Consider the following 15,580-nt stretch of genomic DNA (forward strand, 5'->3'; position numbering starts at 1 on the left):
AGGATGGAGGCATGGGATTCCATGTCGACTCCGAGGCCGGGCGGCTGCGCCGCGTCATCCTGCACCGGCCGGATCTGGAGCTCAAAAGGCTCACCCCCAGCAACAAGGACGCCCTTCTCTTCGACGACGTGCTGTGGGTGCGCCGGGCACGCGCCGAACACGACGGCTTCGCCGACGTGCTGCGCGACCGCGGGGTCACCGTGCATCTCTTCGGCGACCTGCTCACCGAGGCCCTTCAGGTCCCGGCGGCCCGCACGCTCGTCCTGGACCGGGTCTTCGACGAGAAGGAGTACGGCGTCCTCGCCACCGACCACCTCAGGGCCGCCTTCGAGACCCTCCCCGCGCCGGAGCTCGCCGAGGCGCTGGTCGGCGGCATGACCAAGCGCGAGTTCCTGGACGCGCACCCGGAGCCGACCTCGGTCCGCTTCCATGTCATGGACCTCGACGAGTTCCTGCTGGCGCCGCTGCCCAACCACCTCTTCACCCGCGACACCTCCGCCTGGATCTACGACGGCGTCGCCGTCAACGCCATGCGCTGGCCCGCCCGGCAGCGCGAGACGGTCCACTTCGAGGCGATCTACCGCCATCACCCCCTCTTCTGTGACGAAACGTTCCGCGTCTGGTCCGAGGGGCAGTCCGACTACCCGTCCACCATCGAGGGCGGGGACGTCCTGGTGATCGGCAACGGCGCCGTCCTGATCGGCATGAGCGAGCGGACCACCCCGCAGGCCGTGGAGATGCTCGCGCACAAGCTGTTCGCGGCCGGCTCCGCGCAGACGATCGTGGCCCTCGACATGCCGAAGCGGCGCGCCTTCATGCACCTCGACACCGTGATGACGATGGTCGACGGCGACACCTTCACCCAGTACGCGGGCCTCGGCATGCTCCGCTCGTACACCATCGAACCGGGCGTCGGCGAGAAGGAGCTCAAGGTCACCGACCATCCGCCGGAGCACATGCACCGCGCGATCGCCGCCGCCCTGGGTCTCAGCGAGATCCGCGTGCTGACCGCAACCCAGGACGTGCACGCCGCCGAGCGCGAGCAGTGGGACGACGGCTGCAACGTCCTCGCCGTCGAGCCCGGTGTCGTCGTCGCCTACGAGCGCAACGCCACCACCAACACCCATCTGCGCAAGCAGGGTATCGAGGTCATCGAGATCCCGGGCAGTGAACTCGGCCGGGGCCGGGGCGGGCCGCGCTGTATGAGCTGTCCGGTCGAACGGGCGGCCGTATGACCGTACAGCCATGTGCATAGAAATGCTGAAGCTCGTATAGACTTCCAGGGTCCGCTGTTCCCGTATCTCTGGAGCGCCCCATGGCGACCGTCCCGACCGCCCTCGCCGGGCGCCACTTCCTCAAGGAGCTCGACTTCACGAGGGAGGAGTTCCTCGGCCTGATCGAGCTGGCCGCCGAGCTGAAGGCCGCGAAGAAGGCCGGGACCGAGCAGCGGTACCTGAGCGGCAGGAACATCGCGCTGATCTTCGAGAAGACCTCGACGCGCACCCGCTGCGCGTTCGAGGTCGCCGCCGCCGACCAGGGCGCCTCGACCACCTACCTCGACCCTTCCGGCTCGCAGATCGGGCACAAGGAGTCGGTCAAGGACACCGCGCGCGTGCTCGGCCGGATGTACGACGGGATCGAGTACCGAGGCGACAGCCAGCAGAAGGTCGAGGAACTCGCCGCCCACGCCGGTGTCCCCGTCTTCAACGGCCTCACCGACGACTGGCACCCCACCCAGATGCTGGCCGACGTGCTGACCATGACCGAGCACACCGCCAAGCCGGTCGAGCGGATCTCCTTCGCCTACCTCGGCGACGCCCGCTTCAACATGGGCAACTCCTACCTGATCACCGGCGCCCTGCTCGGCATGGACGTCCGGATCGTGGCCCCGAAGGCGTACTGGCCGGCCCAGGAGATCGTCGACCGCGCGCACGAGCTGGCCGGGGCCGGCGGGGCCCGGATCACACTCACCGAGTCCGTGAGCGAGGGCGTGCTGGGCGCCGACTTCGTCGCCACCGACGTCTGGGTCTCCATGGGCGAGCCCAAGGAGGTCTGGGACGAGCGGATCACCGCCCTCGGCCCCTACGCGGTGACCATGGACGTCCTGCGCGCCACCGGCAACCCGGACGTCCGGTTCCTGCACTGCCTCCCGGCCTTCCACGACCTGGGCACCAAGGTCGGCCGGGAGATACACGAGACCCACGGCCTCGATTCGCTGGAGGTCACGGACGAGGTGTTCGAGTCCCCCTACTCGGTCGTCTTCGACGAGGCGGAGAACCGTCTGCACACCATCAAGGCGATCCTGGTGGCCACGCTGGCCTGAGGTCGGTCAGACTGGGCGCCGCTGCGGGGGCACCGACGGCAGCCGGAACCACACGGCCTTCCCGGAGTCCGTCGGGCGGTGTCCGCAGGACGAGCTGAGCGCGCGGATCAGCAGCAGCCCGCGCCCGTGCTCCTGCCAGGGGTCGGGCTCGTCCCCGTTCGGCCTGGTCAGATCGCCCGGCGGCGCCGGGTCCGGGTCGTGCACCTCGACCTGGCAGCCGCCCGGCAGCAGCTCCACCACGAGCTCTATGGGGGAGTCCCCGGCGGTGTGCTCCACCGCGTTCGCGACCAGCTCCGCCGTCAGCAGTTCCGCGGTGTCGCTGTCGGCCCCGTGCTCCAGCTCGGCCAGCGCCGTGCGCACCAGGGCACGGGCCACAGGCACGGCAGCGGCGGAGTGCGGCAGCGCGATGCGCCAAGAGGCGGCGGGGGCTGAGGGGGGTTCGTACAAGGCGGATCCGTTCATGAGCAGGCTGTCCTGCTTTCAACCTTATGAATGGTACGGCGCCGCCTGTCAGAGACGCCCGGCGGGCACCGCGGGGGACCTTCGGCCCCGTTGACGGGCGGCTTACCCCTGGAAACGGCTTGCCTCGCGCGGGTGCTCCCGTTGTTACCGCTCTATTGACGGGCGGTGACAGGGCTATATTGCATCCGTGACGACAGTCACGAACAGGTGATAACTTCGAGATGTGTCCGCGCCACCGTCCGAGGAGGCCGCACCGCATGAGTCCCTTCACCGGCTCCGCCGCCCGCACCGCCGACTGGCGGCATCTGCGCGTCGAGCTCACCGACGGGGTCGCGACCGTCACCCTGGCCCGCCCCGAGAAACTCAACGCGCTCACCTTCGGCGCCTACGCCGACCTGCGCGATCTGCTCGCCGAGCTGTCCCGTGAGCGTTCCGTCCGTGCCCTGGTCCTGGCCGGGGAGGGCCGCGGCTTCTGTTCCGGCGGCGACGTCGACGACATCATCGGCGCCACGCTGTCCATGGACACGGCCCAACTGCTGGACTTCAACCGCATGACGGGCCAGGTCGTGCGGGCCGTAAGGGAGTGCCCCTTCCCCGTGATCGCGGCGCTGCACGGAGTGGCGGCCGGCGCCGGCGCGGTCCTGGCCCTGGCGGCGGACTTCCGGGTGGCCGACCCCACCACCCGGTTCGCGTTCCTCTTCACCCGGGTCGGGCTGTCCGGCGGTGACATGGGGGCGGCCTATCTGCTGCCCAGGGTCGTCGGGCTCGGCCACGCGACCCGGCTGCTGATGCTGGGCGACCAGGTACGGGCCCCGGAGGCCGAGCGCATCGGCCTGATCAGCGAACTGGTGGAAGAGGGCGCGGCGGACGAGGTGGCACAGTCCCTGGCCCGCCGACTGGCCGACGGCCCGGCCCTGGCACACGCCCAGACGAAGGCGCTCCTGACGGCCGAACTGGACATGCCCCTGGCGGCCTCGGTGGAGCTGGACGCCTCCACACAGGCCCTGCTGATGAACGGCGAGGACTACGCGGAGTTCCATCAGGCCTTCAAGGAGAAGCGCCCTCCGAAGTGGAAGGGGCGGTAGAGATGCCGGCTTCAGGGGCGCGGGGCGGCGCCGAAATCGCGGCTACCGCCGCGTGGGCGCGACCAGCCCCGAAAAACCCGCAGTCGCCGATGAACCCACGCCATCCCCTCCGCGTGGCGATCATCGGTGGCGGCCCCGGTGGACTGTACGCCGCCACCCTGCTGAAACGGCTCGACCCCGCCCGCGAAGTGACCGTCTGGGAACGCAACGCCGCCGACGACACTTTCGGCTTCGGCGTGGTCCTCTCCGACGAGACCCTCGGCGGCATCGAACACGCCGACCCCCCGGTCTACGCGGCCCTCCAACAACACTTCACCCGCTGGGACGACATAGACATCGTCCACCGCGACACCCGCCACACCTCCGGAGGACACGGCTTCGCCGCCCTCGGCCGGAAACGCCTGCTGGAGATCCTGCACACCCGCTGCCGGAACCTCGGCGTGGACCTCCGCTTCCGCTCCGAGGCCCCCTACCCCGACTGGCTCGCCGGCACCTACGACCTCGTCGTCGCCGCCGACGGAGTCAACAGCACCACCCGCGAGGCCTACGCCCATGTGTTCCGCCCCCGGGTGACCGGCCACCACTGCCGCTACATCTGGCTGGCCACCGACTTCCCCTTCGACGCCTTCCGCTTCGAGATCGCCGAGACCGAGCACGGCGTGATGCAACTGCACGGCTACCCCTACTCCGGCGACGCCTCCACCGTGATCGTCGAGATGCATGAGAACGTCTGGCGCGCGGCCGGCTTCGAGGAACTCGACACGGCGGAATCCATCGACCGCTGCGCCAAGATCTTCGCGGTGGCGCTCCGCGGTCGCCCCCTGCGCTCCAACAAGTCGGCCTGGACGACCTTCCGCACGGTCACCAACGAGCGCTGGTCCCACGGCAACGTCGTCCTGCTCGGCGACGCCGCCCACACCGCCCACTTCTCCATCGGCTCCGGCACCAAGCTCGCCGTCGAGGACGCCCTCGCCCTCGCCGCCTGCCTGGAGGAACAGCCGTCCCTCGACAAGGCGCTCACGGCCTACGAGGAGGAGCGCAAACCCGTCGTCGCCTCCACCCAGCGCGCCGCCCGCGCCAGCCTGGAGTGGTTCGAGAACCTCGGCCTCTACGTCGACCAGCCGCCCCGCCAGTTCGCCTTCAACCTCCTCACCCGCAGCCGCCGCGTCACCCATGACAACCTCCGGTTGCGCGACGCCCGGTTCACCGGCTCCGTGGAGGACGAGTTCGGTTGCCCGCCCGGCACCCCGCCGATGTTCACCCCGTTCCGGCTGCGCGGACTGACGCTGCGCAACCGGGTCGTCGTCTCGCCCATGGACATGTACTCCGCGGTCGACGGAGTCCCCGGCGACTTCCACCTCGTCCACCTCGGCGCCCGTGCCCTCGGCGGTGCCGGGCTGGTGATGACCGAGATGGTCTGCGTCAGCGCGGAGGGCAGGATCACCCCCGGCTGCACCGGCCTCTACACCGGCAAGCAGGCCGACTCCTGGCGGCGGATCACCGACTTCGTGCACACGCGGTCCCCCGGCACCGCGATCGGCGTGCAGCTCGGCCACTCCGGCCGCAAGGGCTCGACCAGGCTGATGTGGGAGGGCATGGACGAACCGCTGCCCGAGGGCAACTGGCCCCTCGTGGCCCCCTCCCCGCTACCGTACAAGCCGGACAGCCAGACCCCGCGCGAGCTGACCCGTGCTCAACTCACCGACATCCGAGAGCAGTTCACCTCCGCCGCCTGGCGGGCCGCGCGCGCCGGCTTCGACCTCCTCGAACTGCACTGCGCCCACGGCTATTTGCTCTCCGGCTTCCTCTCGCCGCTCACCAACCGCCGCACCGACGGCTACGGCGGCTCGCTGGAGAAACGACTCCGCTTCCCGCTGGAGGTCTTCGACGCCGTCCGGGGCGTGTGGCCGGAGGAGAAACCCATGACGGTCCGCATCTCCGCCACCGACTGGGCCGACGGCGGGACGACCGCCGAGGACGCCGTCGAGATCGCCCGCGCCTTCGCCGCGCACGGCGCCGACGCGATCGACGTGTCGACCGGCCAGGTCGTCGCCGAGGAGCGGCCGGAGTTCGGGCGGTCGTACCAGACGCCGTACGCGGACCGGATCCGGCGCGCCACCGGTGTCCCCGTGATCGCGGTCGGCGCGATCTCCTCCTGGGACGACGTCAACTCCCTGATCCTGGCCGGGCGTGCGGACCTGTGCGCCCTCGCTCGCCCGCACCTCTACGACCCGCACTGGACCCTGCACGCGGCCGCCGAGCAGGGCTACGACGGTCCGGGCGTCGTCTGGCCGGCCCCGTACCGAGCGGGCAGCCGCCGCCCCCGGACCGGCCGCACGGACGCCCCGAAACCCCGTCTGACGCTGGGGAGTTGACGCCGATCGCGCCGACGCACGTGCGGTACGTTCAGGGCTGCCCTCCGCCCGCGAACACCGCCCCCGCGTCCCTGAGCCGCTCGTGCAGCTCCCGGAAGACCGCGGCCGAGCGAACGCCCGGCCAGTCCTCGGGAAGGAGACGGGCGGGCAGGCCGGGGTCGGTGTAGGGAAGGTGGCGCCAGGAGTCGAGGGCGAGGAGATAGTCGCGGTACGCCTCCTCGGGTGGGGTGTCCCCGCGCTCCCGCCAGGTGTGCAGCACGGGCGCGTGCCGGTCGAGGAACGCCTCGTGCTCCTTGGCGATCGCGGCCAGGTCCCACCAGCGGGCGACGGCCTCCACGGTCGCGGCGAAGCCCAGGTGCTCACCGCGGAAGAGGTCCACGTACGGGTCCAGGTGCAGCCGGCGCAGCGTGTGCCGTGTCTCCTCGTACAGCCGGGCCGGGGCGATCCACACACCCGGCGCCGCCGTGCCGAAGCCGAGCCCGGCCAGCCGTGAGCGCAGCACATGCCGCTTCTGCCGCTCCGACTCCGGCACCGAGAACACCGCGAGCACCCAGCCGTCGTCCTCGGGCGGCGCGGTGGCGTAGATGCGCCGGTCGCCGTCCTCGAGCAACTGACGTGCGTCCGGCGAGAGTTCGTACCCCGCGGCGCCCTCGGCCGTGCGGGCCGGCAGCAGCAGTCCGCGGCGTTTGAGACGGGACACCGAGGAGCGGACGGAGGGGGCGTCCACGCCGACCGCGGCCAGCAGCCGGATCAGCTCCGCGACGGGCACCGGGCCCGGCACGAAGCGGCCGTAGGCGCCGTAGAGCGTGACGATGAGAGACCGCGGTGCATGCTGGTCGGACACGTTGATCATCTTAGGTCTTCGCGATCACTGCTGGTCACCATCGGTGCGCAAACGGAACCGCTGGAGCTTCCCGGTCGCCGTGCGCGGCAGCGCGTCCGAAAAGACGATCTCGCGCGGACACTTGTACGGCGCGAGTTCCGCCTTGACGAAGGCGCGCAGGGCCTCCGCGTCCCGTACGGCGCCCTCCTTGAGGACCACATGGGCCACGACCACCTGTCCGCGGGCCTCGTCGGGCCGCCCCACCACCGCCGCCTCCACCACGTCCGGGTGACGCAGCAATGCGTCCTCGACCTCCGGCCCCGCGATGTTGTACCCGGCCGAGATGATCATGTCGTCGGCCCGGGCGACGTAACGGAAGTAGCCGTCCGGCTCCCGGACATAGGTGTCGCCGGTGACGTTCCAGCCGTCGCGCACGTAGTCGCGCTGGCGCGGATCGGCGAGGTAGCGGCAGCCGACCGGCCCACGCACGGCCAGCAGCCCCGGCTCCCCGTCGGGAACGGGCCGCCCGTCCGCGTCCTGCACGCGTGCCTCCCAGCCCGGCACGGGCACCCCGGTCGTCCCGGGCCGGACGTCGTCGTCGGCCGCGGAGATGAAGATGTGCAGCAGCTCGGTCGCGCCGATGCCGTTGATGATCCGCAGCCCGGTCCGCTCGTACCAGGCCCGCCAGGTGGCCGCGGGGAGGTTCTCGCCGGCGGAGACGCAGCGGCGCAGCGACGAGACGTCATGGGCGTCGAGGTCGTCCAGCATCGCGCGGTAGGCGGTCGGGGCGGTGAAAAGGACCGAGACGCGGTGGTCGGCGACGGCGGGCAGCAGCTGCTTGGGGTGCGCCTGTTCGAGCAGCAGCGCGCTCGCGCCGGCCCGCATCGGGAAGACGACCAGTCCGCCGAGGCCGAAGGTGAAGCCGAGCGGCGGGCTGCCCGTGAAGACATCGTCGGCATGGGGCTTGAGCACATGCTTCGAGAAGGTGTCCGCTATGGCGAGCACATCCCGGTGGAAGTGCATGCACCCTTTCGGGCGACCCGTGGTGCCCGAGGTGAACGCGATCAGCGCGACGTCGTCGGCCGCGGTGTCCACGGCCGGGTAGGGGGCGCCGGGCGCGGGGCGGCGCAGCAGGTCGTCGGGGGCGTCGCCGCCGTAGGTGGTGATGCGCAGGCCGGGTATCTCGGCCTTGGCGAGGTCGTCGACGGAGCGGATGTCGCAGAGGGCGTGCCGGACCTGTGCCATGTCACATATCACTGCCAGCTCGTGCGGCCGCTGCTGCGCCAGCACGGTCACCGCCACCGCCCCCGCCTTCAGTACCGCCAGCCAGCACGCGGCGAGCCACGGCGTGGTGGGCCCGCGCAGCAGCACGCGATGGCCGGGTACGACCCCGAGCTCGTCGGTGAGGACGTGCGCCAGCCGGTCGACGCGGGCGCGCAGCTCGCCGTACGTCCAGGCGGGGCCGTCCGGCGTGTGGAACACCGGGCGCTCGTCGGGCGGGTCGGCGAGGAGCTCGGCGGCGCAGTTCAGCCGATCGGGGTACCGCAGCCCGGGCAGCTCGAAGCGGAGGTCGGGCCACTGGTCGGGGGGCGGGAGGTGGTCGCGCGCGAAGGTGTCGACGTGGGCCGAGACGATCATGGCGGTTCGCCCCCTTGCCTTGTGGGCCGCCGTTGGTGGGCGTGGTGGTGGGCTCGCGGCAACGAGCGTATCGCGTTGGTGACGGCAGTCAACAGAGCGCGATAACGTCGAGGGAGACGCGGCGGAGAGGAGACCGGCGATGCCCGCATTCTCACTCGAACCGGAACAGATCGCCTGGTGTGCGCGGCTGCGTACGCTGGCGGCGGAGCGGCTGCGCCCGCTCGCCGAGAAGGGCGAGCCCGGCCACGTCAACCGCCCGCTGGTCGAGGAACTGGGCCGACTCGGCCTGCTGGGCCGCCTGTTCACCTCCGGCGCGCTCGACCTGTGCCTGATGCGGGAGTCCCTCGCCTACTCCTGCACGGAGGCGGAGACGGCCCTCGCCCTCCAGGGCCTGGGCGCGCATCCCGTGCACGCCCACGGCAGCCCCGCCCAGCGGGAGAGCTGGCTGCCGAGGGTGGGCGACGGCACCGCGGTGGCCGCGTTCGCCCTGAGCGAGCCGGACGCGGGCTCGGACGCGGCGGCGCTGGCGCTGCGGGCGGAGCCCGACGGAGCGGCCCGCTGGCGCCTGACCGGGGAGAAATGCTGGATCTCCAACGCCCCCGAGGCCGACTTCTACACCGTCTTCGCGCGCACCACCCCCGGCGCCGGCGCCCGCGGGGTGACCGCCTTCCTGGTCCCCGCCGACCGCCCCGGACTCACCGGGACCGCACTCGACATGCTCTCGCCGCACCCCATCGGCGCCCTCGACTTCGACGCCGTACCCGTGACCGCGGACGACGTGCTCGGCGAGGTCGACCGCGGCTTCCGCGTGGCGATGGGCACCCTCAACCTCTTCCGGCCCAGCGTCGGGGCCTTCGCCGTCGGCATGGCACAGGCCGCGCTGGACGCGACCCTCGCACACACCGCCCGACGGGAGGCGTTCGGCGGCAAGTTGAGGGATCTGCAGACCGTCGCGCACCAGGTCGCCGAGCTGGCCCTGCGCACCGACGCGGCCCGCCTCATGGTGTACGCGGCGGCGACGGCGTACGACGAGGGTGCCCCGGACGTCCCCAAGCGCGCGGCGATGGCGAAGCTGCTGGCCACCGAGACCGCGCAGCAAGTCGTCGACACGGCCGTCCAGTTGCACGGTGCCCGGGCGCTGCGCCGCGGGCATCTGCTGGAGCACCTGTACCGCGAGGTGCGCGCCCCGCGTGTCTACGAGGGCGCGAGTGAGGTCCAACGCGGCATCATCGCCAAGGAGTTGTACAAGGAGCTGGATGCGGAGACGGAAACCCCGGAGGCAGGCCAGTGAGCACCGAACGCGTCAACCCGCCCGAACTCTCCCCGCCCACCGGCTTCTCGCACGCGGTCGTCGCCACCGGCACCCGCGTGGTCTTCCTGGCCGGCCAGACCGCCCTGGACGCCGAGGGCAAGGTCACGGGCGACACGCTCCCTGCCCAGTTCGAGAAGGCGCTCACCAATCTGCTGACCGCGCTCACCGCGGCCGGCGGCACCCCCGCGGACCTGGCCCGCGTCACCGTCTACGCCACGGACGTCGCCGCCTACCGCGTCCACGCCCCCGAACTCGGCCGCATCTGGCGGCGGTTGGCGGGACGGGACTACCCGGCGATGGCGGTCGTGGAGGTCGTACGCCTCTGGGACGACCAGGCACAGGTGGAGCTCGACGGTTTCGCCGTGCTGCCCTGAGCGGAGTCGGTCAGGCGGCGACGGCCAGTCGCTCGGCGGGCAGCCGGTGCGGCGCGACGACGCGGCCGTCGGCGGTCAGCTCACCGCTGTCGTCGAACACGATCCCGCCGTCGCACAGCAGCGCCCAGCCCTGCTCGGGGTGGGCGGCGACGATGTGCGGGGCGTGGCCGTCGGAGGCAGGGCACGAGGGCCGACGTGTACACATGGCGCACCTCCAGGTCGGTCGGGACCCCTCGGTCCGGGTCCCTGTGAACAAGACCATGCTCCCGTCGCGAACTCATCGGAACGGCTGGACGAGAAGCGTGACAACACGCGGACAACACCCGGACGGTTCCACGACCGTCGATGCGGACTCGCCACCGAAGGGGTGACGGTCACGGCAACACGCGCGCGCGCCCGGTACCAGTGGAAGCCCCACCTTCAGGAGGTTCCCGATGCCCGCGCTCTCCCTGCGCCCCGCCCTCGCCCTCGCCGCCGCGGCGGCCGCGCTGCTCCCGCTCACCGCCACCGCCGCACCGGCGAGCGCGGACCCGTCCGAGACCGTGACTGTCGACCCGACCGGCACCATCGCCGCGGACGGCACCGTCACGCTCTCCGGCACCTACAGCTGTCTCGGCAACACCGGCCCGGTCTTCGTCAGCTCGTCCCTGAGCCAGGGCTCCTCGACCGTCCGGCACGGCATCGGCGGCACCCGTGCCGTCTGCGACGGCGTCACGCACGCCTGGGCGAACACCGGCAAGGTCTCCTCGGAACCGATCCAGCCGGGCGCGGCCACCGTCGAGGCCACGGTCATGGAACTGCGCCCCGTCGGCGGCCTGCCCCTGCCTCGCTTCCACGCCCTGCAGCGCCAGGAGATCACCCTGACCCGGAGCTGACCGCCGCCGCCGTGCCGGCGGGACCACGGACCGCGGGCACGACGGCCCCCACACTCCACAGATGAGTTGCGTGCCGACAAGATAGTGTGTAGAGAGCATGCAACCGGCGGGGAGGGGAGTGGTGGCACATGGCGAAACAGGCGTCCGCGAGGCCGGTGGTCAGCCGGCGCCGGGAGGTCGGTGACACCAGCGCGCGCTCGCTGCTGATGACCGTGCTCGGCGAGTTCGTCCTGCCGCGCGGCCGCCCCGTATGGACATCGGCGCTGGTCGAGACGCTGGCGCTGTTCGGCGTCGAGGAGAAGTCGGCCCGCCAGGCGCTGGCCCGCACGGCGGCCGAGGGCTGGCTCGCCTCGGAGCGGGTGGGCCGCCGGGTGCGCTGGGCGCTGACCCCGCCCGGACGGCGGCTGCTGACCGAGGGCGCGCAGCGCATCTACGACTTCGGCAGCGGCGAGCGGGCCTGGGAGGGCACCTGGCTCGTCGTCCTCGTCTCGGTCCCCGAGACCAAGCGGGACCTGCGCCACCGCGTGCGCACCCGCCTCAGCTGGGCCGGCTTCGGCTCCCCGGAGCCGGGCGTGTGGATCACCCCGCACACCCACCGCGAGCCCGAGGCCCTCGCCGTCCTCAAGGAACTCCAGCTCGCCGACGGAGCCCTGTCCTTCACCGCCACCTACGGCGCCCTCGGCAGTGAGGCGGCCATGGTCGCCCGCGCCTGGGACCTGAGCGAGGTGGAGGAGCGGTACGAGGCGTTCATCGACGGGTTCACCGGCCTGCACCCGGCACCCGGCGACCCCACACTGCGCGCCCTGACCCTGCTCGTCCACGAGTGGCGCCGCTTCCCCTTCCTCGACCCGCGCCTCCCGCCCGAACTCCTCCCGCCCGGCTGGAGCGGCGCCAGGGCCACCGCTCTCTTCCACGGCCGGCACGCCGACTGGACGACGGAGGCCCGGCGGCGGTGGGAGGAACTGCAGGACTAGGGCGCGGAAAGCGGCCCTGCAAAAAGCGGTTGCCGGCCTGCGGGTCCCTGCTGCTAGCTTGCGGTCGGCCGTGCGACCGAGCGAGGAGGTGAGACCCATGAAGGCTGTATCGACGTGGGTGCTCCCTCTTTCTCCACGGTCCGGCGACTGACGCGGGTGTCGCCGGGAGCGCCTCCACCACCAGGCACTCCCGAAAGGCAACACCTATGTCCTCTGTGCACTTCACCACCGAGTCGTCCGCCGACGGCATGCGCGAACGCGACTTCACCCTGGGCGACATCCCCGGCGTCCTCTGGTCGCCGCTCTCCGGCACCGACCGCGCACCCCTCGTCCTGATGGGCCACGGCGGCGGCACCCACAAGAAGTGGCCCGCCATGTCGGGCCGCGCACGGCTCCTCACCGCCCGCGGCTTCCATGTCGCCGTCATCGACGCGCCCGGCCACGGCGACCGGCCGCGCACGGCGTACGACGAGCAGGAGATCGCCGAGCTGTACCGGGCGAGGGAGGCGGGCGAGCCGGAAGGCCCGATCGTGGTCCGTTACAACGCCCACCTCGCCGAGCGCGCCGTCCCCGAGTGGCGGGCGACCCTGGACGCCCTCCAGGAACTCCCGGAGATCGGCCCCGACGGGCCGGTCGGCTACTACGGCCTGAACATGGGCACCGCGATCGGCGTGCCCTTCGTGGCGGCCGAGCCCAGGATCAGGGCCGCCGTCCTCGGTCTGCACTGGCCCGACGTCCTGGCCGAGCAGGCCAGGCGGATCACCGTCCCGATCGAGTTCACCCTGCAGTGGGACGACGAGCACATCCCGCGCGAGGCCGCCCTCGCCCTGTTCGACGCCTTCGCCTCGACGGAGAAGACCCTGCACGCCAACACGGGCCGGCACAAGGAACTGCCCCGGTTCGAGTCCGACAGCGCGGCCCGCTTCTTCGCCCGGCACCTCGGCGCGGCGGACAGGAGTTAGACACCGAGCCCGGGGAAGACCTTGCCCGCGTTGCCCGACAGCACCGCGCGCAGGGTCTCCTCCGGCAAACCCAACTCCCGTAGCGCACGCACGTTGTTCGCCGTCCCCGGCACCCCCGGCCAGTCCGTCCCGAAGATCCACCGGCAGGCCAGCCGCGCCAGGTCGAACCGGGCGTAGTACTCGGGGAGCTTGCGCGGTGGCAGTCCGGCCAGGTCCAGCCAGACGTTGGGCCTGGCCAGCGCCAGGAAGGCCGCGGTGTCGTACCACCAGCCGCGCCCGCCGTGCGCGAAGACGAACTGCACGTCCCCGAAGTCCTCCACGGCGTCCAGCATCAGCTGCGGATCGCCGAACCGGGCACGGGCGCCGGGGAAGCTGGAGGTCCCGGAGTGCACGATCACCGGGATGCCGCGCTCGGCGCACAGGGCGTACAGCGGGTACAGCTCCTTGTCGGCCGGGTCGAAACCGCCGTGCACGGGATGGAGTTTGACGGCCACCGCGCCCAGCTCCAGCTGGCGTTCGGCCTCCGCCGCCAGCGGGTGGTGCAGATGCGGGTTGACGTTCGCGACCAGCCGGAAGCGGACCGGGTTGTGCTCGACGACCGGCAGCAGGTCCTCGATCGGCTGGATGCCGGTCGCCCGCGGGCTGTACTCGCAGAACAGCAGAGCGCGGTCCACGCCCTCCGACTCCAGCAGCGCGTCGAGGCGTTCGGGCACCGGATCGCCCCGCTCGTCGTAGGCGTCGCGCCAGGGATGCCCGCGGGAGAACTCCCGCGCCCACTCGAACCAGGCCGGCTTGAGCGTCGACAGCCGTGGCACGTGGACGTGCGCGTCCACCACGGTGTCACCGTCGATCACGGCGCCTCCTCGAAGCGGATCATCTCCCTCAGCACGTTACGCCGGATCTTCCCGGTCGGCGTGCGCGGCAGTTCCGGCAGCGCGACGACCGCGCGCGGCCGCTTGAACGCCGCCAACCCCTCCCGGCACCAGGCGACCAGAGCCTCCGCGTCCACCTCGCACCCCGCCCGCGGCACCACGCACGCCACCGGCAGATCCAGTCCGTCCGCGTCCCGCGCCCCGACCACCGCGACCTCGGCCACGTCCGGATGCGCCAGCAGCCGCTCCTCCACCTCCGCGGGCGAGACCCAGATGCCGCCCGCCTTCAGCAGGTCGTTGGTGCGGCCCAGACAGGTGTAGGTGCCGTCGGTGTTGCGGACGTAGGTGTCGCCGGTGCGCACCCAGTCGCCGAGGAAGACCTGCCGGCTGGTCTTCGCCCGGCACCAGTAGCCGACGGCGGCCGACTCCCCGCGCACATACAGCTCACCGGGCACACCCGTTCCGTCCACCACCTGCCCCGCGCCGTCCCTCAACTCGACGGCGTACCCCGGAACAGGTTCGCCGGAGGAGCCGGGACGGACCCGCCCCGGCCGGTTGGAGATGAAGATGTGCAGCATCTCGGTCGAGCCGATCCCGTCGAGCACCTCCACGCCGAACCGCTCCCGCACTCCCTGGTAGATCCGCGCCGGAAGCGCCTCACCGGCGGAGACGCCCACGCGTACGGTCGCGAATGCGTCGTCGGGGATGTCCGGGCTCGCGAGCAGCGCGCCGAGGAACCCGGGCACACCGAACAGCACGGTCGCCCGGTCGGCCGCCGCCCGCTTGGCGAACAGCGCGGGCGAAGGCCGGGCCGGCTCCAGTACGGCCGTGGCGCCGGCCGACAGCGGGAAGAACATCGAGTTGCCGAGCCCGTAGGCGAAGAACAGCTTCGCGACCGACAGACAGCGGTCCTCGGGGCCGATGCCCAGCACCCGCTGCCCGTAGTTCTGCGCGACCAGCCGGATGTCGTCGTGCCGGTGCATCGCCGCCTTGGGTGCGCCCGTGGTGCCGGACGTGTAGAGCCACAGGGCGGGGGAGTCGTGCCAGGTGGGATATGGCCCGTCGTCCGCGCGCGCCGCCGAGAGCCGGTCCAAGTCCCGGCCCAGCAGGGTGCGTTCGACCTCCGGCGCGTCCCGGACCGCCGTGTGGACGACCGGCGCGAACTCCTCGGACGCCACCACCACCCGGCTGCGGCAGTCCGCCACCAGCCTGCCCAGTTCCGGCCCGGTCAGCATGGTAGACGCGGGCACGGCCACGGCGCCGATGCGGAAGGCGGCGAGGATGCCGGCGAACAGTTCGACGTCGTCGGCCATGCAGAACAGGACACGCTCCTCGGGCCGTACCCCGAGGGCACGCAGCCCGGCCGCCGACCGCCGTACCTCGTCGGCCAGTTCCCCGTACGTCAGGCTCCGCGTCGGCGTGACGACGGCGGTACGGCCGCCGTTGCCCTCGTCGACCTGCCGGTCGACCAGCCAGTCCGCCGCGTTGAACAGCTCGGGCATGGA

At 72.0% G+C, this 15,580-nt stretch carries 15 protein-coding genes; 9 read left to right on the plus strand and 6 right to left on the minus strand.

The features are described from left to right. The first annotated feature begins 11 nt into the window (after nt 1-11). Together ABZZ74_RS04605 and argF are read left to right on the plus strand one after the other, a co-directional pair. Nucleotides 12-1,235 carry an arginine deiminase gene (locus tag ABZZ74_RS04605; RefSeq protein ID WP_356761858.1) on the plus strand — a complete coding sequence of 408 codons (1,224 nt, stop codon included), beginning with the start codon at nt 12-14 and terminating at the stop codon, nt 1,233-1,235. A gap of 80 nt (nt 1,236-1,315) precedes the next feature. Beyond that, nucleotides 1,316-2,323, plus strand: coding sequence for an ornithine carbamoyltransferase (gene argF, locus ABZZ74_RS04610; RefSeq protein ID WP_356761859.1), 1,008 nt, complete (start codon nt 1,316-1,318; stop codon nt 2,321-2,323). A 6-nt stretch (nt 2,324-2,329) separates the two neighbouring features. Here argF and ABZZ74_RS04615 read toward each other — a convergent pair whose 3' ends face one another. Next, the gene (locus ABZZ74_RS04615; RefSeq protein ID WP_356761860.1) at nt 2,330-2,785 is read right to left on the minus strand and encodes an ATP-binding protein; all 456 of its coding nucleotides are present in this window, start codon (nt 2,783-2,785) and stop codon (nt 2,330-2,332) included. 257 nt (nt 2,786-3,042) lie between these two features. Here ABZZ74_RS04615 and ABZZ74_RS04620 point away from each other — a divergent pair, with 257 nt between their 5' ends. Both ABZZ74_RS04620 and ABZZ74_RS04625 read left to right on the plus strand, forming a co-directional pair. Then, nucleotides 3,043-3,870 (plus strand): enoyl-CoA hydratase family protein, encoded by an 828-nt coding sequence (locus tag ABZZ74_RS04620; protein ID WP_356761861.1) that lies wholly within the window; start codon nt 3,043-3,045, stop codon nt 3,868-3,870. 89 nt (nt 3,871-3,959) lie between these two features. Beyond that, entirely contained in the window at nt 3,960-6,245 is a 2,286-nt protein-coding gene (locus tag ABZZ74_RS04625) for a bifunctional salicylyl-CoA 5-hydroxylase/oxidoreductase (protein WP_356761862.1), read from the plus strand. A 31-nt stretch (nt 6,246-6,276) separates the two neighbouring features. Here ABZZ74_RS04625 and ABZZ74_RS04630 read toward each other — a convergent pair whose 3' ends face one another. Next, entirely contained in the window at nt 6,277-7,098 is an 822-nt protein-coding gene (locus tag ABZZ74_RS04630; protein WP_356761863.1) for a PaaX family transcriptional regulator C-terminal domain-containing protein, read from the minus strand. Nucleotides 7,099-7,113: 15 nt separating this feature from the next. Then, nucleotides 7,114-8,706: an AMP-binding protein gene (locus tag ABZZ74_RS04635; protein WP_356761864.1), complete on the minus strand. Its 1,593-nt coding sequence runs from the start codon at nt 8,704-8,706 to the stop codon at nt 7,114-7,116. Nucleotides 8,707-8,845: 139 nt separating this feature from the next. Between ABZZ74_RS04635 and ABZZ74_RS04640 the strand changes: the two genes are divergently transcribed. Then, nucleotides 8,846-9,997, plus strand: coding sequence for an acyl-CoA dehydrogenase family protein (locus tag ABZZ74_RS04640; RefSeq protein ID WP_356761865.1), 1,152 nt, complete (start codon nt 8,846-8,848; stop codon nt 9,995-9,997). Then, complete coding sequence (locus ABZZ74_RS04645) at nt 9,994-10,392, plus strand: RidA family protein (protein WP_356761866.1); 399 nt, start codon at nt 9,994-9,996, stop codon at nt 10,390-10,392. The genes ABZZ74_RS04640 and ABZZ74_RS04645 overlap by 4 nt, the downstream gene beginning before the upstream one ends. A gap of 10 nt (nt 10,393-10,402) precedes the next feature. Here the strand turns inward: ABZZ74_RS04645 and ABZZ74_RS04650 are convergent, their stop codons facing one another. Further along, the gene (locus ABZZ74_RS04650) at nt 10,403-10,597 is read right to left on the minus strand and encodes a DUF5999 family protein (protein WP_133046072.1); all 195 of its coding nucleotides are present in this window, start codon (nt 10,595-10,597) and stop codon (nt 10,403-10,405) included. Nucleotides 10,598-10,826: 229 nt separating this feature from the next. Here ABZZ74_RS04650 and ABZZ74_RS04655 point away from each other — a divergent pair, with 229 nt between their 5' ends. From ABZZ74_RS04655 to ABZZ74_RS04665, 3 genes are all read left to right on the plus strand, one after another. After that, nucleotides 10,827-11,267 (plus strand): DUF6299 family protein, encoded by a 441-nt coding sequence (locus tag ABZZ74_RS04655; RefSeq protein ID WP_356761867.1) that lies wholly within the window; start codon nt 10,827-10,829, stop codon nt 11,265-11,267. Nucleotides 11,268-11,395: 128 nt separating this feature from the next. Then, nucleotides 11,396-12,241: a PaaX family transcriptional regulator C-terminal domain-containing protein gene (locus tag ABZZ74_RS04660; RefSeq protein WP_356761868.1), complete on the plus strand. Its 846-nt coding sequence runs from the start codon at nt 11,396-11,398 to the stop codon at nt 12,239-12,241. Nucleotides 12,242-12,447: 206 nt separating this feature from the next. Then, complete coding sequence (locus tag ABZZ74_RS04665; RefSeq protein ID WP_356761869.1) at nt 12,448-13,203, plus strand: alpha/beta hydrolase; 756 nt, start codon at nt 12,448-12,450, stop codon at nt 13,201-13,203. On the opposite strand, the gene ABZZ74_RS04670 is transcribed toward ABZZ74_RS04665, so the two are convergent. Together ABZZ74_RS04670 and ABZZ74_RS04675 are read right to left on the minus strand one after the other, a co-directional pair. After that, nucleotides 13,200-14,057 carry an amidohydrolase family protein gene (locus tag ABZZ74_RS04670; protein WP_356761870.1) on the minus strand — a complete coding sequence of 286 codons (858 nt, stop codon included), beginning with the start codon at nt 14,055-14,057 and terminating at the stop codon, nt 13,200-13,202. The genes ABZZ74_RS04665 and ABZZ74_RS04670 overlap by 4 nt on opposite strands. Further along, the gene (locus ABZZ74_RS04675) at nt 14,054-15,577 is read right to left on the minus strand and encodes a benzoate-CoA ligase family protein (protein ID WP_356761871.1); all 1,524 of its coding nucleotides are present in this window, start codon (nt 15,575-15,577) and stop codon (nt 14,054-14,056) included. Before ABZZ74_RS04675 ends, ABZZ74_RS04670 begins: the two co-directional genes overlap by 4 nt. Between the last annotated feature and the right edge of the window lie 3 nt (nt 15,578-15,580).

Source organism: Streptomyces sp. NPDC006476 (assembly GCF_040612015.1).
Classification (GTDB): Bacteria; Actinomycetota; Actinomycetes; order Streptomycetales; family Streptomycetaceae; genus Streptomyces; species Streptomyces griseorubiginosus_B.

Coding starts and splice junctions, on each gene's coding strand:
- ABZZ74_RS04605 (WP_356761858.1), top strand. CDS start 12: ATGGGATTCCATGTCGACTCCGAGGCCGGGCGGCTGCGCCGCGTCATC.
- argF (WP_356761859.1), top strand. CDS start 1,316: ATGGCGACCGTCCCGACCGCCCTCGCCGGGCGCCACTTCCTCAAGGAG.
- ABZZ74_RS04615 (WP_356761860.1), bottom strand. CDS start 2,785: ATGAACGGATCCGCCTTGTACGAACCCCCCTCAGCCCCCGCCGCCTCT.
- ABZZ74_RS04620 (WP_356761861.1), top strand. CDS start 3,043: ATGAGTCCCTTCACCGGCTCCGCCGCCCGCACCGCCGACTGGCGGCAT.
- ABZZ74_RS04625 (WP_356761862.1), top strand. CDS start 3,960: ATGAACCCACGCCATCCCCTCCGCGTGGCGATCATCGGTGGCGGCCCC.
- ABZZ74_RS04630 (WP_356761863.1), bottom strand. CDS start 7,098: ATGATCAACGTGTCCGACCAGCATGCACCGCGGTCTCTCATCGTCACG.
- ABZZ74_RS04635 (WP_356761864.1), bottom strand. CDS start 8,706: ATGATCGTCTCGGCCCACGTCGACACCTTCGCGCGCGACCACCTCCCG.
- ABZZ74_RS04640 (WP_356761865.1), top strand. CDS start 8,846: ATGCCCGCATTCTCACTCGAACCGGAACAGATCGCCTGGTGTGCGCGG.
- ABZZ74_RS04650 (WP_133046072.1), bottom strand. CDS start 10,597: ATGTGTACACGTCGGCCCTCGTGCCCTGCCTCCGACGGCCACGCCCCG.
- ABZZ74_RS04655 (WP_356761867.1), top strand. CDS start 10,827: ATGCCCGCGCTCTCCCTGCGCCCCGCCCTCGCCCTCGCCGCCGCGGCG.
- ABZZ74_RS04660 (WP_356761868.1), top strand. CDS start 11,396: ATGGCGAAACAGGCGTCCGCGAGGCCGGTGGTCAGCCGGCGCCGGGAG.
- ABZZ74_RS04665 (WP_356761869.1), top strand. CDS start 12,448: ATGTCCTCTGTGCACTTCACCACCGAGTCGTCCGCCGACGGCATGCGC.
- ABZZ74_RS04675 (WP_356761871.1), bottom strand. CDS start 15,577: ATGCCCGAGCTGTTCAACGCGGCGGACTGGCTGGTCGACCGGCAGGTC.